Here is a 19,246-nt window from a genome sequence, read left to right as displayed (position 1 = left end):
AACATTTTGAAATCAAATTTTATTCATATAATACAGCCAATTACACGAATACTATTCACCCTGCTAAGTTTTTAGCCGATTCCGATTAAACGTAATTTCTGTGGATAACTCTGTTCACAAGAGTATTTCAGAGACAACAGAAAACGTCCCCAACGACTCTTTTCGCTGTGGATATTTTAAAGATGAAGAAGAATTTGGAGCGGGAAACGAGACTCGAACTCGCGACCCCGACCTTGGCAAGGTCGTGCTCTACCAACTGAGCTATTCCCGCTTGGGTGGTGCGTGCTGTGGAAGCACTTTCAAATTTTGGAGCGGGAAACGAGACTCGAACTCGCGACCCCGACCTTGGCAAGGTCGTGCTCTACCAACTGAGCTATTCCCGCTTGGGTGGTGCATGCTTTAAAAGCACTTTCAAATTTTGGAGCGGGAAACGAGACTCGAACTCGCGACCCCGACCTTGGCAAGGTCGTGCTCTACCAACTGAGCTATTCCCGCAAATCTGTACTGCTTTTGTTGCTGTCGTAACGTGTAATTCTCTGTCGTTACGGGAGGCGCATTATACGAGAAATCCTTTTAGCTGCAACCCCCCTGAAAGCGATTTTTTTGAAATTCAGTTCAAATGCTTATTTAATCGGCAAGCTGCACAATTTAACGGCAAAAACCCGGCCACGCAAGGCGCCGGATCTCAAAATCACAGCTTAATGAAGTTTTCGCGGTAATACGCCAGCTCCGCAACAGACTCACGAATATCGTCCATTGCCTGATGCGTCCCCTGTTTTTTAAAGCCATCCAGGATTTCAGGTTTCCAGCGACGAGCCAGCTCTTTCAGGGTGCTCACATCCAGATAGCGGTAGTGGAAGTAAGACTCGAGCTCCGGCATGTACTTAAACAGAAAGCGGCGATCCTGGCCGATGCTATTACCACAGATTGGCGATTTGCCTGCCGGAACCCACTGTTTCAGGAATTCAAGCGTCGCCAGCTCCGCCTCACGGTCACCCTGAGTACTGGCCTTCACGCGCTCCACCAGACCGCTGCCGGTATGGGTACGCACGTTCCAGTCATCCATCAATGCCAGCTGTTCATCAGATTGATGAACAGCAATCGTCGGCCCTTCCGCCAGAATATTCAGGTTGGCATCGGTCACCAGGGTTGCAATCTCAATGATGCGATCGCGCTCGGGATCCAGCCCGGTCATTTCAAGATCGATCCAAATCAGGTTGTTTTCATCCGCGCTCATGTTATTTTCCACCCTTCTCGCATAACCGGCAGTAGCAGGTTAACTAGTATTAATTAGAGTGTATCATAGAGGTTTTGCCCCTTACGGGCGACCAGGAGCCAGCGCGATTGAGTAAAAATAAACTCTCCAAAGGGCAGCAGCGCCGCGTGAATGCCAATCACCAGCGCCGTCTTAAAACCACTTCGGAGAAGGTCGATTACGACGACAACCTGTTTGGCGAACCAACGGAAGGCGTAGTCATCAGCCGTTTCGGTATGCATGCCGACGTGGAATCCGCCGATGGTGAGATCCACCGCTGCAACATCCGCCGGACCATTCGTTCTCTGGTGACCGGTGACCGCGTCGTCTGGCGTCCGGGTAAAGAGGCGGCGGAAGGTGTTACGGTAAAAGGTATCGTTGAAGCGGTCCATGAGCGCACGTCTGTGTTAACCCGTCCCGATTTCTACGACGGCGTGAAACCGATTGCCGCCAACATTAACCAAATCGTTATCGTCTCGGCGATTTTGCCTGAACTTTCACTCAATATTATCGACCGATACCTCGTCGCCTGCGAAACACTGCAGGTTGAACCGATTATCGTGCTGAACAAAATCGATCTGCTGGATGACGAAGGAATGGCTTTCGTCAATGAACAGATGGATATCTATCGCAAGATTGGATACCGCGTTCTGATGGTCTCCAGCTACACCAAAGATGGCCTGAAACCGCTGGAAGAGGCGCTCACCGATCGTATCAGCATCTTCGCGGGTCAATCCGGCGTGGGTAAATCGAGCCTGCTGAATAACCTGCTTGGTCTCCAGCAGGAGATCCTCACCAACGATGTGTCTGATGTCTCGGGTCTGGGCCAGCACACGACCACCGCATCACGCCTGTATCACTTCCCACATGGCGGCGATGTGATCGACTCTCCGGGGGTGCGCGAATTCGGTTTATGGCATCTCGAGCCGGAACAAATCTTCAACGGATTTGTCGAATTCCATGATTATTTAGGCGCTTGCAAATACCGCGACTGTAAACACGATAACGACCCAGGTTGCGCTATCCGTGAAGCGGTCGAGAACGGTGAAATCGCGGAGACTCGCTTCGAGAATTACCACCGTATTCTTGAGAGCATGGATCAAGTAAAAACGCGTAAAAACTTTTCTGATTCTGATAACTGACAACTAAGCTAAGCATCGCTAAAATCGTCCCCTTTTTTCAGGTTCCGGTGCTTTGCCGCCGGATCAGGAACGACAAAACAATGGCCTGGAGGCTACCTTGTTAAACGCATTTAAACTTTCGCTTCAATACATTCTGCCAAAACTGTGGCTCACTCGCCTGGCGGGCTGGGGCGCAAGCAAACGAGCAGGCTGGCTGACCAAACTGGTCATCGACCTTTTCGTAAAATATTACAAGGTCGACATGAAAGAGGCGCAGAAGCCGGATACCGCCAGCTACCGCACCTTTAACGAATTTTTCGTGCGCCCGCTGCGTGACGAAGTGCGCCCGGTAAACACCGACCCTAACGTCCTGGTGATGCCAGCAGACGGCGTAATTAGCCAGCTGGGTGATATCGAAGACGACAAAATTCTGCAGGCGAAGGGCCACAACTACAGCCTGGAGGCCTTACTGGCGGGTAACTACCTGATGGCAGACCTGTTCCGTAACGGTACGTTTGCCACCACGTATCTGTCACCGCGCGACTACCACCGCGTGCACATGCCGTGCAACGGTATTCTGCGTGAAATGATCTACGTTCCGGGCGATCTGTTCTCCGTGAACCATCTGACCGCGCAAAACGTACCAAACCTGTTTGCCCGTAACGAACGCGTCATCTGCCTGTTTGATACTGAATTTGGCCCAATGGCGCAGATTCTGGTGGGTGCCACCATCGTCGGCAGCATCGAAACCGTCTGGGCAGGCACCATCACTCCGCCACGTGAAGGCGTGATCAAGCGCTGGACCTGGCCTGCCGGTGAAGCGGAAGGCTCTGTCGCCCTGCTGAAAGGTCAGGAGATGGGTCGCTTCAAGCTGGGCTCTACCGTAATCAACCTGTTTGCGCCGGGCAAAGTGAAGCTGGCTGAACAGCTCAAAAGCCTGTCGGTCACCAAACTGGGCCAGCCGCTGGCGGTCTCTACCGAAACCTTCGTGACGCCAGATGCAGAACCTGCTCCGCTGTCACAGGAAGAGATTAACGCCGAGCACGACGCCAGCCCGCTGGTTGACGACAAAAAAGACGAAGGCTAACAACAGAAGGATCGCTGACGTGCGCCCGATTATCGTTCTACTGATGGCCTGGTGCCTCAGCATGGGGGCGTACGCAGCGACAGCCCCCGACGCCAAACAGATAACGCAGGAACTGGAGCAGGCAAAAGCGGCCAAACCCGCTCAGCCAGAGACCGTCGAGTCGCTCCAGTCTGCCCTGAACGCGCTTGAGGAGCGGAAAGGCTCCCTTGAGCGCGCTCAGCAATATCAGCAAGTTATCGACAACTTCCCCAAACTCTCGCAGACGCTGCGCGCGCAGCTCAATAATTTGCGTGACGAACCGCGCGACGTGCCCGCAGGCATGACCTCGGACGCCCTGAACCAGGAGATCCTGCAGGTCAGCAGCCAGCTTCTGGAAAAGAGCCGCCTTGCTCAGCAGGAGCAGGAGCGAGCGCGTGAAATTGCCGACTCCCTCAGCCAGCTTCCGCAACAGCAAACCGATGCCCGCCGTCAGCTCAACGAGGTTGAACGCCGTGTCGGCACACAAACCGGCAACACGCCGCAAAACCAGGCACAAAACCTTGGGCTGCAGGCAGAGTCTGCCCGCCTGAAAGCGCTGGTCGATGAACTGGAGCTGGCGCAGCTCTCCGCCAATAACCGCCAGGAGCTATCGCGGATGCGTTCAGAACTGGCGCAAAAACAGAGCGAACAGCTTGATGCTTATCTCCAGGCGCTACGTAACCAGCTGAATAGCCAGCGCCAGCGCGAGGCCGAACGCGCGCTGGAAAGTACCGAGCTACTGGCGGAAAACAGCGCGAACCTGCCCGTCGGCATCGTCGATCAGTTCAAGATCAACCGAGAGCTTTCAGCGGCACTGAACCAGCAGGCACAGCGTATGGACCTGGTCGCTTCACAACAGCGGCAGGCGACGAACCAAACCCTGCAGGTCCGCCAGGCGCTCAACACTCTGCGCGAACAGTCGCAGTGGCTTGGGTCATCAAACCTTCTGGGCGAGGCGTTACGTGCTCAGGTGGCACGCCTGCCGGAAATGCCGAAGCCGCAGCAGTTGGATACCGAGATGGCCCAGCTACGCGTTCAGCGACTGCACTTTGAAGATCTTCTCAATAAACAACCGCAAATTCGCCAGATCCGTCAGGCTGACGGGCAACCTCTGAGCAGTGAGCAAAACCGGATCCTTGAAGCCCAGTTGCGCACCCAGCGTGAACTCCTGAACTCACTGCTCCAGGGCGGTGATACGCTGATCCTCGAGCTTACCAAGCTGAAGGTGTCAAACAGTCAGCTGGAAGATGCGCTGAAAGAGGTAAACGAGGCAACGCACCGTTACCTCTTCTGGACCTCTGACGTGCGTCCAATGACTTTCTCGTGGCCAATTGAGATTGTTCAGGATCTGCGCCGCCTGATTTCACTGGACACCTTCAGCCAGCTGGGACAGGCCAGCGTGATGATGCTCACCAGCAAAGAGACCATTTTCCCACTGCTGGGCGCATTGATTCTGGTGGGCTTTAGCATTTACTCGCGCAGACATTTCACCCGTTTTCTGGAGCGTTCCAGTTCGCGCGTGGGGAAAGTCACCCAGGATCACTTCTGGCTGACGCTCCGCACGGTGTTCTGGTCGATTCTCGTGGCCTCTCCCCTACCGGTATTGTGGATGACGCTGGGGTACGGCCTGCGGGAAGCCTGGCCCTATCCGCTCGCCGTGGCGATAGGCGATGGCGTCACCGCGACGGTTCCACTGCTGTGGGTCGTGATGATTTGTGCCACATTCGCGCGGCCAAATGGCCTGTTCATCGCCCACTTTGGCTGGCCGCGCAATCGTGTTGCACGCGCTATGCGTTACTATCTGATGAGCATCGGACTGATTGTGCCACTCATTATGGCGCTGATTATGTTCGATAATCTTAACGACCGGGAGTTCTCAGGCTCACTGGGTCGCCTCTGCTTTATGCTGATATGCGGGGCGCTGGCCATCGTCACGCTCAGCCTGAAACGCGCCGGTATACCGCTCTATCTTGATAAATCCGGTAGCGGCGACAACATGTTCAACCGCCTGCTCTGGAACCTGCTGCTGAGCGCTCCGCTGATTGCGATGCTGGCAGCGGCAGTGGGTTACCTGGCGACCTCGAAGGCGCTGCTGGCGCGGCTGGAAACCTCGGTGGCGATCTGGTTCCTGCTTCTGGTGGTGTATCACGTCATCCGTCGCTGGATGTTGATTCAGCGCCGCCGTCTGGCCTTCGACCGTGCCAAGCATCGCCGGGCAGAAATCCTCGCTCAGCGTGCGCGGGGTGAGGATGAGCCAAACCACGTCAACAGCACGGAAGGGACGACGGAGGCGGACGATGTCGAACTGGATCTGGATGCCATCAGTACCCAGTCCCTGCGCCTGGTGCGCTCCATCCTGATGCTGATTGCTCTCCTGTCGGTGATCGTTCTGTGGTCGGAAATTCACTCCGCGTTTGGCTTCCTGGAGAACATCTCTCTCTGGGACGTGACATCTACAGTTCAGGGCGTGGAAAGTCTGGAGCCTATAACCTTAGGTTCAGTACTGATTGCCATTCTGGTGTTGATCATTACTACCCAACTGGTACGTAACTTCCCGGCGCTGCTGGAGCTGGCTCTGCTGCAACATCTGGATTTAACCCCCGGCACGGGCTACGCCATTACCACCATCACTAAATACCTGATCCTGCTCTTTGGCGGGATGGTGGGTTTCTCAATGATTGGCATTGAGTGGTCTAAATTACAGTGGCTGGTCGCTGCGCTGACATTTGGACTTGGCTTTGGCATGCAGGAAATTTTCGCTAACTTTGTTTCCGGCCTGATCATCCTGTTTGAAAAACCGATACGTATAGGCGATACGGTGACGATCCGCGATCTGACCGGTAGCGTAACGAAGATCAATACCCGCGCCACAACGATCAGCGACTGGGACCGTAAAGAGATCATCGTGCCGAACAAGGCATTCATCACCGAACAGTTCATCAACTGGTCGCTGTCAGACTCGGTCACACGTGTGGTGCTGACACTACCGGCACCGTCGGATGCCAACAGTGAAGAGGTGACACAAATTCTCTACACCGCAGCCGAGCGCTGCACGCTGGTGCTCGATAACCCGGCACCGGAAGTGTTCCTGGTCGATTTGCAGCAGGGGATTCAGATTTTCGAGCTGCGTATTTACGCTGCAGAAATGGGACACCGTATGCCGCTGCGCCACGAGATCCACCAGCTGATTCTGGCTGGCTTCCGCGAGCATGGTATTGATATGCCATTCCCACCGTTCCAGATGCGTCTGGAAAGTCTGGACGGACGTAAAACGGGAAGAACATTGACGTCGGCGGCACGTAAGCGCCCGGCGGGAAGCCTGTAAATCTTCGCCCCTCTCTTTCGGGAGGGGCGCTTTAACCGCTACACCGCTTCAGTGACGTACGCCACTGAGCGTCGGCGGTAATTCTCATAAATCCCCATCGCCAGCAGCGAGAAGAAGATCGGGCCGCCAACCATCCACATCGCGCTGTTCCAGTCATTCGCCTCAATCACCGGCTGAATGACAGTGAAGATATTCGCGAACGCCACCACCAGCACGACCACAGTCGTCGCCAGTAGCGTTGACGTGCGGGTTTTAAAAATCACAAACGGACGTTCAAGACTCTGCTTCGCTTTGAAGAACGGGAACGCCAGCGTCAGGAACAAATACGGTAGCGTCATCGACACGTTCGCCATCAGGGTCAGCTTGTTATAGAACGCTGACGCGGTATCACCGCCAAACGATACCAGCAGAATGAATACGCACACCAACAGACACTGCATCCACATGGCGTTGGCAGGCATGCCTGCGCTATTCAGCTGGGTCATACGTGCAGGCCACAGCGCTTTTGGCGTACCCTGAATAATCGCTTTCAGCGGCGAGTAGATCAGCGTAAAGAACGCGCCGGTATAGGCGAGGAACATTGACAGGCCGGTAATGCGCGCAAACCAGATGCCCATTGTCACCGCCGCTTCCGGCGTCAGGTTCATCGCCTGTCCCAGCGTCATTCCCAGGCTTTTCATCAACACATAAGTAATGTTGCCAAGGTTAGTGGTGTTGTTGCTCAACACCTGCTGCCAGTTGGTACTGACCCCCCAGAGGAAGATTGCCAGCGAATAGCCAATGGAAATGACGATGGCGGCAAATATAATCCCTTTCGCGAAGTTCTTTTCCGGGTTCTCCGTTTTGTCGACCAGACCCCCTACCGCCTCGATACCACCGTAGGCGAAAATGGCGAATACCACGAAAGAGAGCATCGCAAGGCCGGACTGATAACTTGGGTTAGGCGAAGCAACAAAGTTCACCTCCTGCGCAAAGTGACCGCCGTTCAGGCACAGAATAGCGATACTGACCAGGAGCAGCACCAGATTCAAACACATCACTGCGATCCCGCCCACGGCGGTAATCCGGGCAATCTTATTGATGCCTTTAGACGCGACCAGCGTCACAACCACCATCCAGCAAACGGCCAGAATCCCAACCACCTGCGTAGAACTGAGGCCAGCCAGAGACCAGACCTGGGTTTTATCGCTACCGAAAACAAACGTCGAGAACGGTACCCAAACTTTGGCCGCTGTACTGACCATCCAGACAACGTAAGAGGAGAACCACATAAACGTGCCAATAAACGCGTAGCGCGGGCCGATACTGTTATTCATCCACGAGTAGATCCCTCCTTCTTCTTTCCGGTATGCCGACCCCATTTCCGCCATCATCAGCGCGAATGGGATGAAGAAGAACAGGGCTGAAACGATATAGAACGGCGTCGCACTGTAACCCATCAGGTAAAAGGCCGACGGACTATTAGCGAAGCCAAAGACGGAGGTAAAAATCATCAGGATGAGCCCGGTGAGGGTCATCTTTTTGAGTGAGTGGGACATAGAACCATCCAAAGGAAATTAATCTGCGCGGATGGTAGCAGAAGACCAGACAAAAATTGTGCCTATAGCGAGCAAATTAAGAAAAAGACCCGTGTATAGAGAATGTGGCAGTTTTTAATGTTGTTATGCGAAATGGAAAGGAATATTGCCACAGGGGGCGTAGGCCGGGTAAGCGCAGCGCCACCCGGCATTTTTTCAGGCACGATCGACCGTAAACGCAATCACATCGCCCAACTGTTCTGCACCCAGCGCCAGCATCACCAGGCGGTCAACACCCAGCGCCACGCCGGAGCAATCCGGCAAACCTGCTTTTAATGCCTCAAGCAGATTAACATCAATAGGCTGCTGCGGCAGACCGCGCGCGGCACGCTTACGGTTATCCTGCTCGAAGCGCTGCTGCTGTTCACGCGCGTCCGTCAATTCGTGGAAACCGTTCGCCAGCTCGATGCCTTTGTAATAGACCTCAAAACGCTCTGCCACACGATGATCTTCCGTGCTGATCTGCGCCAGAGACGCCTGACTTGCCGGGAAGTGATAGACAAACGTCGGGCGGTCTTTGCCAATCTGCGGTTCAACGCCAAACGTGAACAGCAACTGCAGAAGCGTATCGCGATCTTCTTCAGTATCTGCCACATTGCTGAGATCCAGTTTTGCCGCCACTTCGCGCAATTGAGTCTTGTCTGCTGACAATGGATCGATTTCCAGATAGCGCTGGAAAGCCTGCTGATAGGAGAGAGTTTCCGCTTCTGAGCAATCCAGCACCTGCTGCAGCAGGTCATCCACCTCATTCATCAGACGGTACATATCATAGTGCGGACGATACCACTCCAGCATGGTGAATTCCGGATTGTGGTGACGCCCCATCTCTTCATTACGGAAGCTTCTGCACAGCTGATACACCGGACCGCATCCTGCCGCCAGCAGGCGTTTCATGTGGTATTCCGGGCTGGTCATCAGATACAAATTCATGCCCTGAGAGTGCCCCGGGCCAACAAAACGGGTTTCAAACGGGACCAGATGAATATCGGTTACCGTTGCCTGACTCATGCACGGCGTTTCCACCTCCAGGACTCCGCGGTCGGCAAAGAAACGGCGGATCGCCGTCATAATTGCAGCGCGTTTTAACAGATTTGGGATGGATGCGCTCGGCTGCCAGGTGGCCGTTTCGCTCATGAGTAATTCTCCGATTTCAGACAAGGGCACGAAGTCTACTCGTTAGCGGGGACAGAGACAAATTTTGCGCAGTAAAAACGCGCATTTCATTTAGGTGCGTAATTACGTGACGCAATTCATCAATCACGATGATAAATCACCCTACAGAACAGCAAAAAAATCGAACACGTCAAATTTCCCTGACATCTACACGGTTATACTGTTTTACCCATAAAGGAGCAGTGGAAACGCTTTCGCAATTGTCCCTTTGGGCAGGTGAACTACCTTTAGTTTGTCGCGTTGCGAAATAACAAAAATCTGGAGGAATGTCGTGCAAACTTTTCAAGCCGATCTTGCCGTAATTGGCGCTGGCGGTGCTGGATTACGTGCTGCGATTGCTGCAGCACAAGCTAATCCCAACGCTAAAATCGCATTGATTTCAAAAGTCTATCCAATGCGCAGCCACACGGTTGCAGCTGAAGGAGGGTCCGCCGCCGTCGCGCAGGATCATGACAGCTTTGAATACCATTTCCACGACACGGTTGCAGGGGGCGACTGGCTTTGCGAACAGGATGTGGTTGACTACTTTGTACACCATTGTCCTACGGAGATGACCCAGCTTGAACAGTGGGGATGTCCGTGGAGTCGCCGTCCGGACGGCAGCGTCAACGTTCGCCGCTTCGGCGGAATGAAAATCGAACGTACCTGGTTCGCCGCCGATAAGACCGGCTTCCACATGCTGCACACTCTGTTCCAGACCTCTCTTCAGTTCCCACAAATTCAGCGCTTTGATGAACATTTCGTCCTCGACATTCTGGTTGATGACGGACAGGCTCGCGGCCTGGTGGCGATGAACATGATGGAAGGCACGCTCGTCCAGATCCGCGCTAATGCGGTGGTGATGGCAACGGGCGGTGCGGGCCGCGTGTATCGCTACAATACCAACGGCGGCATCGTCACCGGTGACGGTATGGGCATGGCGCTCAGCCACGGTGTGCCGCTGCGCGATATGGAGTTCGTACAGTATCACCCGACTGGCCTGCCGGGCTCCGGCATTCTGATGACGGAAGGCTGCCGTGGTGAAGGCGGTATTCTGGTCAACAAAAATGGCTACCGCTATCTGCAGGATTACGGCATGGGCCCGGAAACCCCGCTTGGCGAGCCGAAAAACAAATACATGGAACTCGGCCCACGCGACAAAGTCTCCCAGGCCTTCTGGCACGAGTGGCGCAAAGGCAACACCATCTCTACACCACGCGGCGATGTGGTCTATCTCGACCTGCGTCACCTGGGTGAGAAGAAGCTGCTGGAACGCCTGCCGTTCATCTGCGAACTGGCAAAAGCCTACGTCGGTGTTGATCCGGTGAAAGAACCGATTCCGGTACGTCCAACCGCGCACTACACCATGGGCGGGATCGAAACCGACCAGCAGTGCGAAACCCGTATCAAAGGCCTGTTCGCCGTGGGTGAATGCTCCTCTGTGGGCCTGCACGGCGCCAACCGTCTGGGGTCTAACTCGCTGGCAGAGCTGGTCGTCTTTGGTCGCATGGCGGGCGAGCGCGCAATGGAACGCGCGGCTACAGCGGGCGAAGCTAACGGTGCCGCGCTCGATGCTCAGGTTACTGACGTTGAAAAACGCCTGAAAGACCTGGTGAACCAGGAAGGTAACGAGAACTGGTCTAAGATCCGCGATGAAATGGGCCTGTCGATGGAAGAAGGCTGTGGTATCTACCGTACCCCTGAGCTGATGCAAAAAACCGTCGATAAGCTGGCGGAATTGCAGGAGCGTTTCAAACGTGTGCGCATTACCGATACCTCCAGTGTCTTCAATACCGACCTGCTCTATACCATCGAGCTGGGTCACGGCCTGAACGTGGCAGAATGTATGGCGCACTCTGCGCTGGCGCGTAAAGAGTCACGCGGGGCGCATCAGCGTCTTGATGAAGGCTGTACCGAACGTGACGACGTCAATTTCCTGAAACACACTCTCGCCTGGCGCGATGCAGATGGCACCACACGTCTGGACTACAGTGACGTGAAAATCACCACGCTGCCACCGGCTAAACGCGTGTACGGCGCAGAAGCAGAAGCCGCCGAGAAGAAGGAGAAGGCGAATGGCTGAGATGCAAAAACTGAAAGTTGAAGTGGTGCGCTACAATCCGGAAGTGGACACCGCACCACATAGCGCTTTCTATGAAGTCCCCTATGACGAGCAAACCTCTCTGCTGGATGCGCTTGGCTATATCAAAGATAACCTGGCACCAGACCTGAGCTACCGCTGGTCCTGCCGCATGGCCATCTGCGGCTCCTGCGGCATGATGGTTAACAAAGTGCCGAAACTGGCCTGTAAAACCTTCCTGCGTGATTACACCAAGGGCATCAAGGTTGAAGCGCTGGGCAACTTCCCGATTGAGCGCGATCTGGTGGTCGATATGACCCACTTTATCGAAAGTCTGGAAGCCATTAAGCCTTACATCATCGGCAATCCGCGCACGCCGGATCAGGGTCCAAATACCCAGACCCCGGCCCAGATGGCGAAATACCATCAGTTCTCTGGCTGCATCAACTGCGGCCTATGTTACGCCGCATGTCCACAGTTTGGCCTGAATCCCGAATTCATCGGCCCGGCCGCCATTACGCTGGCGCACCGCTATAACGAAGACAGCCGCGACCACGGTAAAAAAGAACGTATGGCGCAGCTTAACAGCCAGAACGGCGTCTGGAGCTGTACTTTCGTGGGTTACTGCTCCGAAGTCTGTCCGAAGCATGTCGACCCGGCCGCCGCTATTCAGCAGGGTAAAGTGGAAAGCTCGAAAGACTTTCTTATCGCTACCCTGAAACCACGCTAAGGAGTGCATGATGACGACTAAACGCAAAGCCTATGTACGGCCAGTGCCGTCCACCTGGTGGAAAAATCTGCCGTTTTATCGCTTCTATATGCTGCGTGAAGGCACAGCGGTGCCGGCGGTCTGGTTCAGTCTTGAGCTGATGTACGGTGTTTTTACCCTCAAGCATGGTCCGGAAGCCTGGGCAAGCTTTGTTGGCTTTCTACAAAACCCGATCATTGTGGTCCTGAACCTGATCGTGCTCGCGGCCGCGCTGCTTCATACCAAAACCTGGTTTGAGCTGGCGCCAAAAGCGGCGAACATTATCGTAAAAGGCGAGAAAATGGGGCCAGAGCCGGTGATTAAAGGCCTCTGGGCAGTGACGATTCTGGTCACTGTGGTCATTCTGTTTGTCGCACTGTTCTGGTAAGGAGACTACTGTGATCAATCCAAATCCAAAACGTTCTGACGAGCCGGTCTTCTGGGGACTGTTTGGCGCTGGCGGCATGTGGAGTGCCATCATCGCACCTGTGATCATCCTGCTGGTCGGCATTATGCTGCCGCTGGGGCTGTTCCCGGGCGATGCACTGAGCTACGAACGCGTACTGGCGTTTGCGGGTAGCTTTATCGGCCGCGTATTCATCTTCCTGATGATCGTCCTGCCGCTGTGGTGTGGCCTGCACCGTATTCACCATGCGATGCATGACCTGAAAATCCATGTCCCGAGCGGTAAATGGGTATTCTACGGCCTGGCAACCATTCTGACCGTGGTAACGCTGATTGCCGTGGTCACTATCTGACCCTTGTGGCCCGCCCTCCGGCGGGCCTTTTTAGTTCTGCATTTTGCCCACCAGCCACTGCGCAAACTCACGCATTGCCGGGGTTTCGGCTTTCGACTGTAGTCTTGTTAACCAGTAACTGCCCAGATCAATCTGTGTGGCAAACGGCTGTACAATGCGCTCGCTGTTGAGCAAATGCGTAAACATATCGACCGGAGCGATCGCAATTCCCACACCGGCCTGCGCGGCTTCCAGCATGGTGACAGACGAATCAAACACCATCACCCGATGCGTGGGTGACGGGGGATGCTCTCCCGCCGCCTGCATCCACGCGGACCACTCATCGCGCCGGTAGGAGCGCAGCAGGGTAAATTTCAGAATGTCGGCCGGAGTATGGAGCCCGGCGGCGATATCGGGTGAACAAAGTGGAGCCAGCGGCGCATCACAAAGGAACTGCGCTTCGGTCCCGTGCCACGCCCCGCCACCGTAGCGGATAGTGTAATCAAGCCCCTCAGCCGCCGGATCGACGCGGTTGTTATGGGTTGAAAGGTGAAGATCGATATGCGGAGAGCAGCGGCGGAAATCAGACAACCGCGAGAATAAAAAACCGGTCGCGAAGGTTCCTACCACACCAATTTTGAGTTTCTCCTGCGCACGATGGCTGGCAAAGCGATCCAGCATTCCGGCGATACGATCGAACGAATCGTTAAGCACTGGCAGCAAATTCTCACCTTCTGTCGTCAGCATCAGCCCGCGCGAAACGCGAACAAAAAGCTGGCAGTTCAGATGCTGTTCCAGCGTCTTAACATGCTGGCTGATAGCAGAATGGGTAACATTCAGCTCTATCGCGGCATGAGTAAAACTGAGATGCCTTGCGGCTGCTTCGAAAGCACGAAGCGAATTAAGCGGGAGATAGCTGCGAGTCATCGGCCCATCCGTTAGAAAAATTAACAGCTAATGCTAAATTTAACCGTTTGTCAGCGACAGTCAAATCCCACAAACTACAGCTGTCTGACGGGCCCGGACACTCCTTTGACCTGCTATTACGGAAGATAACTGATGATGAAAAAATCCCTTTGCTGCGCCCTGTTACTCAGCACCTCCTGCTCCGTCTTTGCTGCACCGATGTCAGAAAAACAGCTGGCTGCAGTGGTCGAACGTACCGTTACCCCGCTGATGAAAGCGCAGACCATCCCGGGGATGGCGGTCGCCGTAATTTATCAGGGTCAGCCGTACTACTTTACCTTCGGCAAAGCCGATATCGCGGCGAACAAACCTGTTACCCCGCAAACGTTGTTCGAGCTGGGTTCTATAAGTAAAACCTTCACCGGCGTCCTGGGTGGCGATGCCATTGCTCGCGGTGAAATTTCGCTGAGCGATCCGGTAACAAAATACTGGCCTGAGCTGACAGGCAAGCAGTGGCAGGGAATTCGCATGCTGGATCTGGCTACCTATACTGCGGGTGGTCTGCCATTACAGGTACCGGATGAGGTGACCGATAACGCCTCTCTGCTGCGCTTCTATCAGGACTGGCAGCCAGAGTGGAAGCCGGGAACCACGCGTCTTTATGCGAACGCCAGTATTGGTCTTTTTGGCGCCCTTGCGGTTAAACCTTCCGGTATGAACTATGAGCAGGCCATAACGACGCGGGTCTTTAAGCCGCTCAAGCTGGACCATACGTGGATTAACGTTCCGGAATCTGAACGAGAGCATTACGCCTGGGGATACCGTGACGGTAAAGCCGTCCACGTTTCGCCGGGCATGCTGGATGCCGAAGCCTATGGTGTGAAAACCAATGTCAAAGATATGGCGAGCTGGGTGATGGCGAACATGTCTCCCGATACTCTGCAGGATACCTCTCTGAAGCAAGGTATCGCCCTTGCGCAATCCCGATACTGGCGCGTAGGTGCCATGTATCAAGGGTTAGGCTGGGAGATGCTGAACTGGCCGGTAGAGGCCAAAACCGTGGTCGAGGGTAGCGATAATAAGGTTGCCCTGGCACCGTTGCCTGCGGTAGAAGTGAATCCCACGGCCACTCCGGTAAAAGCGTCCTGGGTGCATAAAACGGGCTCTACTGGCGGGTTTGGCAGCTATGTGGCGTTTATTCCAGAAAAGCAGCTTGGCATTGTGATGCTGGCGAATAAAAGCTACCCGAACCCGGCACGAGTTGAGGCGGCATATCATATCCTCGACGCGCTGAAGTAAAACATTGCCGGGTGGCGACTCTGCTTACCCGGCAAAACACCCCGCATTTTCCTTGCCGTCATCTACACTTAACAAAAAAACAGTAAGGAAACTCCTATGCGCATTCTGCCTGTTATCGCCGCGGTGACAGCCGCGTTTTTAGTGGTTGCCTGTAGTTCCCCTACCCCACCTTCTGGCGTTACCGTTGTCACGCCTTTCGATGCACAACGCTTCCTCGGAACATGGTATGAAATCGCCCGCCTGGACCATCGGTTTGAACGGGGCTTAGAGAAAGTCACTGCGAATTACAGTCCGATGGATGATGGCGGTATTCAGGTGATCAACAGGGGCTATAATCCCGACCGGGAGATGTGGCAGCAGTCGACAGGAAAAGCATACTTCACTGGCGATCCACGGAGGGCCGCGCTCAAAGTCTCCTTCTTTGGCCCCTTCTATGGCGGCTACAACGTAATAGCACTCGACAAAGAGTACCGCCATGCGCTGGTTTGCGGGCCGGATCGCAACTACCTGTGGATACTCTCCCGCACGCCAACCATCTCGTCTGAGATGAAACAGCAGATGCTGGATGTTGCGACCCGGCAGGGGTTTGATGTGTCAAAACTCATCTGGGTAGAACAACCCCATTAATGCGTGCTGAGTTTCAACCCAATGATACCGGCCACGATCAGAGCGAGGCTGGCGATACGTGCCAGGCTCGCTGACTCTCCCAGCAGCAGAATGCCTGTGATGGCAGCGCCTACGGCACCAATGCCAGTCCAGACAGCATAAGCCGTTCCCACAGGCAAAGAACGCATCGCCCACGACAACAGGACGATACTGACTATCATCGCGGTAACGGTAATGACGCTGGGCGTCAGACGGGTAAATCCGTGGGTGTACTTGAGACCAATCGCCCATACCACTTCGAGCAGGCCGGCAATTAAAAGAACGATCCAGGACATTTCAGGCTCCTTAACTTACAGGTAAGTTGGGGCCGTCCCCGGTGAAAGATACGCTTACGGGTCGTCCCGTAAGGCAAAGATTACGCCCTTTATTTTGCTTAGCGTGCGATTTTTTTTCAATCCCTTTCTGCTGAACACGTTAAGGCAAGAAATAGCCGCAGTATGGCGCGGAGTTCAGGCATTTACCACTCATCTGACTTCTCTATGATGATGTGCTTTCTGATGGCAGGAAGCCAAACCACTAGCCGACTGCGAATAAAATATGTTCAAAATTCTATTGATTGACCGTTGTCACTTCACCCGCGCAGGGTTTGAAGCATGGCTCAATCACTCCGGTTTGTTCCCTGGGCACTACGTTGTGACCGGGCTGAATAATCTATTTCTTGCCAGAGAGCACATTCTGCAATGGAAACCCAATCTGGTTATCGCTGACCTGTACGGCTTCAGGCAGGATATTCACCATTTCCAACAGCTCTCTACCCTACTTAACGCCAGTGAAAAATTGCCTTTTATCTTGCTACAATCGGGAGAAGACAACAGCATGACGGACTGGCTCGGGCAGTTCCCGGTTTGGTCGTCATTGTTGAAAAACGCCAGCCTCGAAGAAGTCGCAACGGTTATCAACGACGCATTAGTCTCGCGCGCAAGCGCTGACAGGCCGACGACGGCGGCCCCCTTGCTGACCCGGCAGGAAGAGAAAGTGCTGACATTGTGGATGGACGGTGCGAGCAATCAGAAAATTGCCGCTCACCTGAGTATCAACGGGAAAACGGTCTATACCTATAAACGTAATATCCGCATGAAACTGCATATGGATACGCGTTTTTCACCGTTTTTATCCTTGCAGGAATCAGAAAGCTGACGGTACGAAACCCATCAGGTCCCGTACCGTTTGTTAATTACTGCTGGGCTTTTGTTGCCGCACCAGAGATTGCGCTACCACCTTCAGAAATATCCTGACCGACGCCACGCGTGGTATTACAGGCCGTTAACACCGAAGAAAGTACCAGGACTGAAAAGATCGCTGCAATTGTCTTCTTAACCATAATATCTTCCTTTTATAGCCAAAGTTGTTTTGTGTATAGCAACTTAAGAATAGACAAGATCCCGTCGGCTGACGGAAAAGGAAGCATTTTTAGGAAAATTAGACGAACTTAGCTGGCGGCGTGAGAAATGATATGACCGAGATCCTGGATATCTTGTCCCATTCCACGCGTGGTGTTACAGCCGGAGAGTAATGCGCTGGAAAGCGCTAACAGAAGCAGAATTTTAACGGTACGTTTCATCATCCCTGCCTGTAAAAATCAGGCGCAGCGGGCGCTGCGCCTTCAATCAAAACGTAAATTACTTCACGCGGGATACGTATTCGCCGGAGCGGGTATCCACTTTGATCACTTCGCCAGTCTGTACGAACAGTGGAACTTTAACCACTGCGCCGGTAGACAGTTTGGCTGGCTTACCACCGGTACCTGCGGTGTCGCCTTTCAGACCTGGATCAGTTTCTACGATTTCCAGCTCAACGAAGTTAGGTGGGGTCACAGCGATAGGCTGGCCATTCCACAGGGTCACGATGCACTCGGCCTGATCCAGCAGCCATTTCGCGCTGTCACCTACCGCTTTCTCATCAGCAGACAGCTGTTCGAAAGTAGAGTTGTTCATGAAATGATAGAACTCACCGTCGTTGTACAGATAGGTCAGGTTCATATCAACAACATCAGCGCCTTCAGCGGAGTCAGTAGACTTGAAGGTTTTCTCAACACGGGTACCGGTCAGCAGACGGCGCAGCTTAACGCGTGCGAATGCCTGGCCTTTACCTGGTTTAACGAATTCGCTGGCTTCAACCGCGTACGGTTCGCCGTCCATCATGATTTTAAGACCAGCACGAAAATCGTTGCTATAGTACGTTGCCATAAGGCCCTCTAAATTTGTTAACTGGTAGCTAAGCCACAAAATGGCGCATATTGTAACCCTAAACACCCCGTCCAGAGAAGATTGGTTATCGCAACTTGCCGATGTAATCACCAGTCCTGATGAATTGCTGCGTCTTTTAGACCTCGATCAGCACCCAGAGTTGCTTGCAGGACGCGAGGCAAAGCGCCTTTTCGCCCTGCGCGTTCCCCGTGCGTTTGTGGCACGGATGGAGAAAGGCAACCCCGACGATCCACTTTTAAAACAAACACTTACTTCGCAGAATGAATTTGTCACCGCGCCGGGTTATAGCACCGATCCTCTGGAAGAGCAGAACAGTGTGGTGCCAGGTTTACTGCATAAGTATCTCAACCGAGCCCTGCTGCTGGTAAAAGGTGGCTGCGCGGTAAATTGTCGTTATTGCTTCCGTCGGCACTTCCCGTATGCGGAAAATCAGGGCAATAAACGCAACTGGCAGGTCGCGCTGGACTATATTGCCGCCCATCCGGAGCTGGACGAGATTATTTTTTCCGGTGGCGATCCGCTGATGGCGAAAGATCACGAGCTGGACTGGCTGCTGACTCAGCTTGAAGCCATCCCGCACATTAAGCGTCTGCGCATTCACAGCCGTTTACCGATTGTCATTCCGGCGCGTATCACTGACGGCCTGGTGTCGCGCCTGGAGCAGTCTCGACTGCAGGTGCTGCTGGTGAACCACATTAACCACGCGAACGAAATTGGCGATGATTTTCGCGCGGCGATGGCGCGTCTGCGTAAAGCGGGCGTGACGCTGCTAAACCAGAGCGTGCTGCTGCGTGGCGTGAATGATAGCGCCCACGTGCTGGCTGACCTGAGCAATGCCCTGTTTGATGCCGGAGTAATGCCCTATTACCTGCACGTGCTGGATCGCGTTCAGGGTGCGGCACATTTCATGGTAACGGATGAAGAAGCCCGGCAGATTATGCGCGAACTGTTAACGCTGGTTTCAGGCTATATGGTGCCGAAACTGGCACGTGAGATTGGCGGTGAGCCAAGCAAGACGCCGCTGGATTTACAGTTGCGGCAACACTAATTCCCCTCACCCTAACCCTC

At 54.1% G+C, this 19,246-nt stretch carries 19 protein-coding genes and 3 tRNA genes; 11 read left to right on the top strand and 11 right to left on the bottom strand.

All coding sequences use genetic code 11. The features are described from left to right. Nucleotides 1-195: 195 nt before the first annotated feature. The 4 genes from ACLHV9_RS02250 to orn all read right to left on the bottom strand — a co-directional run bounded on the left by ACLHV9_RS02250 (nucleotide 196) and on the right by orn (nucleotide 1,237). Nucleotides 196-271 (bottom strand) — tRNA-Gly (locus ACLHV9_RS02250). Nucleotides 272-307: 36 nt separating this feature from the next. Then, nucleotides 308-383, bottom strand: a tRNA-Gly gene (locus ACLHV9_RS02245). Between the two features lie 36 nt (nucleotides 384-419). Beyond that, nucleotides 420-495 (bottom strand) — tRNA-Gly (locus tag ACLHV9_RS02240). Nucleotides 496-691: 196 nt separating this feature from the next. Further along, complete coding sequence (gene orn, locus ACLHV9_RS02235) at nucleotides 692-1,237, bottom strand: oligoribonuclease (RefSeq protein ID WP_108089440.1); 546 nt, start codon at nucleotides 1,235-1,237, stop codon at nucleotides 692-694. A 107-nt stretch (nucleotides 1,238-1,344) separates the two neighbouring features. Here orn and rsgA point away from each other — a divergent pair, with 107 nt between their 5' ends. The 3 genes from rsgA (at nucleotide 1,345) to mscM (ending at nucleotide 6,806) form a co-directional block, all read left to right on the top strand. Next, complete coding sequence (gene rsgA, locus ACLHV9_RS02230; protein WP_032666746.1) at nucleotides 1,345-2,397, top strand: small ribosomal subunit biogenesis GTPase RsgA; 1,053 nt, start codon at nucleotides 1,345-1,347, stop codon at nucleotides 2,395-2,397. Nucleotides 2,398-2,494: 97 nt separating this feature from the next. Next, on the top strand, nucleotides 2,495-3,463 hold the full coding sequence (gene asd, locus ACLHV9_RS02225) for an archaetidylserine decarboxylase (RefSeq protein ID WP_407220117.1): 969 nt from the start codon (nucleotides 2,495-2,497) through the stop codon (nucleotides 3,461-3,463). A gap of 19 nt (nucleotides 3,464-3,482) precedes the next feature. Next, nucleotides 3,483-6,806, top strand: coding sequence for a miniconductance mechanosensitive channel MscM (gene mscM, locus ACLHV9_RS02220; RefSeq protein WP_028016430.1), 3,324 nt, complete (start codon nucleotides 3,483-3,485; stop codon nucleotides 6,804-6,806). Between the two features lie 38 nt (nucleotides 6,807-6,844). On the opposite strand, the gene yjeM is transcribed toward mscM, so the two are convergent. Both yjeM and epmA read right to left on the bottom strand, forming a co-directional pair. Beyond that, entirely contained in the window at nucleotides 6,845-8,344 is a 1,500-nt protein-coding gene (yjeM, locus tag ACLHV9_RS02215; protein WP_407220116.1) for a glutamate/gamma-aminobutyrate family transporter YjeM, read from the bottom strand. Nucleotides 8,345-8,539: 195 nt separating this feature from the next. Then, nucleotides 8,540-9,517, bottom strand: a complete 978-nt coding sequence (gene epmA / locus ACLHV9_RS02210) for an elongation factor P--(R)-beta-lysine ligase (protein WP_028016428.1) — start codon at nucleotides 9,515-9,517, stop codon at nucleotides 8,540-8,542. A 310-nt stretch (nucleotides 9,518-9,827) separates the two neighbouring features. Between epmA and frdA the strand changes: the two genes are divergently transcribed. From frdA to frdD, 4 genes are read left to right on the top strand one after another with little or no spacing between them, the layout of a single operon-like run. Then, the gene (gene frdA, locus ACLHV9_RS02205) at nucleotides 9,828-11,618 is read left to right on the top strand and encodes a fumarate reductase (quinol) flavoprotein subunit (protein WP_028016427.1); all 1,791 of its coding nucleotides are present in this window, start codon (nucleotides 9,828-9,830) and stop codon (nucleotides 11,616-11,618) included. Further along, nucleotides 11,611-12,345 carry a fumarate reductase iron-sulfur protein gene (gene frdB, locus ACLHV9_RS02200; RefSeq protein ID WP_028016426.1) on the top strand — a complete coding sequence of 245 codons (735 nt, stop codon included), beginning with the start codon at nucleotides 11,611-11,613 and terminating at the stop codon, nucleotides 12,343-12,345. The genes frdA and frdB overlap by 8 nt, the downstream gene beginning before the upstream one ends. 10 nt (nucleotides 12,346-12,355) lie before the next feature. Further along, on the top strand, nucleotides 12,356-12,751 hold the full coding sequence (frdC, locus tag ACLHV9_RS02195) for a fumarate reductase subunit FrdC (RefSeq protein WP_108089435.1): 396 nt from the start codon (nucleotides 12,356-12,358) through the stop codon (nucleotides 12,749-12,751). Nucleotides 12,752-12,761: 10 nt separating this feature from the next. Continuing rightward, a complete protein-coding gene (gene frdD / locus ACLHV9_RS02190) occupies nucleotides 12,762-13,121 on the top strand; it encodes a fumarate reductase subunit FrdD (RefSeq protein ID WP_013095272.1) in 360 nt (119 codons plus the stop codon). Between the two features lie 30 nt (nucleotides 13,122-13,151). Here frdD and ampR read toward each other — a convergent pair whose 3' ends face one another. Next, on the bottom strand, nucleotides 13,152-14,027 hold the full coding sequence (ampR, locus tag ACLHV9_RS02185) for a LysR family transcriptional regulator AmpR (protein WP_049007261.1): 876 nt from the start codon (nucleotides 14,025-14,027) through the stop codon (nucleotides 13,152-13,154). Nucleotides 14,028-14,159: 132 nt separating this feature from the next. Here ampR and blaACT point away from each other — a divergent pair, with 132 nt between their 5' ends. Both blaACT and ACLHV9_RS02175 read left to right on the top strand, forming a co-directional pair. After that, complete coding sequence (gene blaACT / locus ACLHV9_RS02180; RefSeq protein WP_108089434.1) at nucleotides 14,160-15,305, top strand: ACT family cephalosporin-hydrolyzing class C beta-lactamase; 1,146 nt, start codon at nucleotides 14,160-14,162, stop codon at nucleotides 15,303-15,305. 96 nt (nucleotides 15,306-15,401) lie between these two features. Beyond that, nucleotides 15,402-15,932, top strand: a complete 531-nt coding sequence (locus ACLHV9_RS02175; RefSeq protein WP_028016422.1) for a lipocalin family protein — start codon at nucleotides 15,402-15,404, stop codon at nucleotides 15,930-15,932. On the opposite strand, the gene sugE is transcribed toward ACLHV9_RS02175, so the two are convergent. Further along, the gene (gene sugE, locus ACLHV9_RS02170; protein WP_028016421.1) at nucleotides 15,929-16,246 is read right to left on the bottom strand and encodes a quaternary ammonium compound efflux SMR transporter SugE; all 318 of its coding nucleotides are present in this window, start codon (nucleotides 16,244-16,246) and stop codon (nucleotides 15,929-15,931) included. The genes ACLHV9_RS02175 and sugE overlap by 4 nt on opposite strands. A gap of 262 nt (nucleotides 16,247-16,508) precedes the next feature. On the opposite strand from sugE, the gene ACLHV9_RS02165 reads away from it, so the two are divergent. Then, nucleotides 16,509-17,108 carry a helix-turn-helix transcriptional regulator gene (locus ACLHV9_RS02165; protein WP_028016420.1) on the top strand — a complete coding sequence of 200 codons (600 nt, stop codon included), beginning with the start codon at nucleotides 16,509-16,511 and terminating at the stop codon, nucleotides 17,106-17,108. A gap of 37 nt (nucleotides 17,109-17,145) precedes the next feature. On the opposite strand, the gene ecnB is transcribed toward ACLHV9_RS02165, so the two are convergent. The 3 genes from ecnB to efp form a co-directional block, all read right to left on the bottom strand. Continuing rightward, entirely contained in the window at nucleotides 17,146-17,292 is a 147-nt protein-coding gene (ecnB, locus tag ACLHV9_RS02160; protein WP_003025482.1) for a lipoprotein toxin entericidin B, read from the bottom strand. A gap of 108 nt (nucleotides 17,293-17,400) precedes the next feature. Beyond that, nucleotides 17,401-17,532 (bottom strand): entericidin A/B family lipoprotein, encoded by a 132-nt coding sequence (locus tag ACLHV9_RS02155; protein WP_024907352.1) that lies wholly within the window; start codon nucleotides 17,530-17,532, stop codon nucleotides 17,401-17,403. 58 nt (nucleotides 17,533-17,590) lie between these two features. Next, nucleotides 17,591-18,157, bottom strand: a complete 567-nt coding sequence (gene efp, locus ACLHV9_RS02150) for an elongation factor P (protein WP_010427766.1) — start codon at nucleotides 18,155-18,157, stop codon at nucleotides 17,591-17,593. A 40-nt stretch (nucleotides 18,158-18,197) separates the two neighbouring features. On the opposite strand from efp, the gene epmB reads away from it, so the two are divergent. Beyond that, complete coding sequence (gene epmB / locus ACLHV9_RS02145) at nucleotides 18,198-19,226, top strand: EF-P beta-lysylation protein EpmB (RefSeq protein ID WP_028016419.1); 1,029 nt, start codon at nucleotides 18,198-18,200, stop codon at nucleotides 19,224-19,226. Nucleotides 19,227-19,246 lie beyond the last annotated feature (20 nt).

The organism is Enterobacter sp. CPE_E890 (assembly GCF_046521475.1).
Classification (GTDB): domain Bacteria; phylum Pseudomonadota; class Gammaproteobacteria; order Enterobacterales; family Enterobacteriaceae; genus Enterobacter; species Enterobacter adelaidei.
The sequence above is the reverse complement of the archived record's forward strand: the minus strand, read 5'-3'. Positions and strand labels throughout refer to the sequence as shown.

Excerpts from the sequence above, each read along its gene's own strand:
- orn (WP_108089440.1), bottom strand. The coding sequence starts at position 1,237 with ATGAGCGCGGATGAAAACAACCTGATTTGGATCGATCTTGAAATGACC.
- ACLHV9_RS02155 (WP_024907352.1), bottom strand. The coding sequence starts at position 17,532 with ATGAAACGTACCGTTAAAATTCTGCTTCTGTTAGCGCTTTCCAGCGCA.
- epmA (WP_028016428.1), bottom strand. The coding sequence starts at position 9,517 with ATGAGCGAAACGGCCACCTGGCAGCCGAGCGCATCCATCCCAAATCTG.
- blaACT (WP_108089434.1), top strand. The coding sequence starts at position 14,160 with ATGATGAAAAAATCCCTTTGCTGCGCCCTGTTACTCAGCACCTCCTGC.
- sugE (WP_028016421.1), bottom strand. The coding sequence starts at position 16,246 with ATGTCCTGGATCGTTCTTTTAATTGCCGGCCTGCTCGAAGTGGTATGG.
- ACLHV9_RS02165 (WP_028016420.1), top strand. The coding sequence starts at position 16,509 with ATGTTCAAAATTCTATTGATTGACCGTTGTCACTTCACCCGCGCAGGG.
- yjeM (WP_407220116.1), bottom strand. The coding sequence starts at position 8,344 with ATGTCCCACTCACTCAAAAAGATGACCCTCACCGGGCTCATCCTGATG.
- efp (WP_010427766.1), bottom strand. The coding sequence starts at position 18,157 with ATGGCAACGTACTATAGCAACGATTTTCGTGCTGGTCTTAAAATCATG.
- frdC (WP_108089435.1), top strand. The coding sequence starts at position 12,356 with ATGACGACTAAACGCAAAGCCTATGTACGGCCAGTGCCGTCCACCTGG.
- ACLHV9_RS02175 (WP_028016422.1), top strand. The coding sequence starts at position 15,402 with ATGCGCATTCTGCCTGTTATCGCCGCGGTGACAGCCGCGTTTTTAGTG.
- ampR (WP_049007261.1), bottom strand. The coding sequence starts at position 14,027 with ATGACTCGCAGCTATCTCCCGCTTAATTCGCTTCGTGCTTTCGAAGCA.
- frdB (WP_028016426.1), top strand. The coding sequence starts at position 11,611 with ATGGCTGAGATGCAAAAACTGAAAGTTGAAGTGGTGCGCTACAATCCG.
- epmB (WP_028016419.1), top strand. The coding sequence starts at position 18,198 with ATGGCGCATATTGTAACCCTAAACACCCCGTCCAGAGAAGATTGGTTA.
- ecnB (WP_003025482.1), bottom strand. The coding sequence starts at position 17,292 with ATGGTTAAGAAGACAATTGCAGCGATCTTTTCAGTCCTGGTACTTTCT.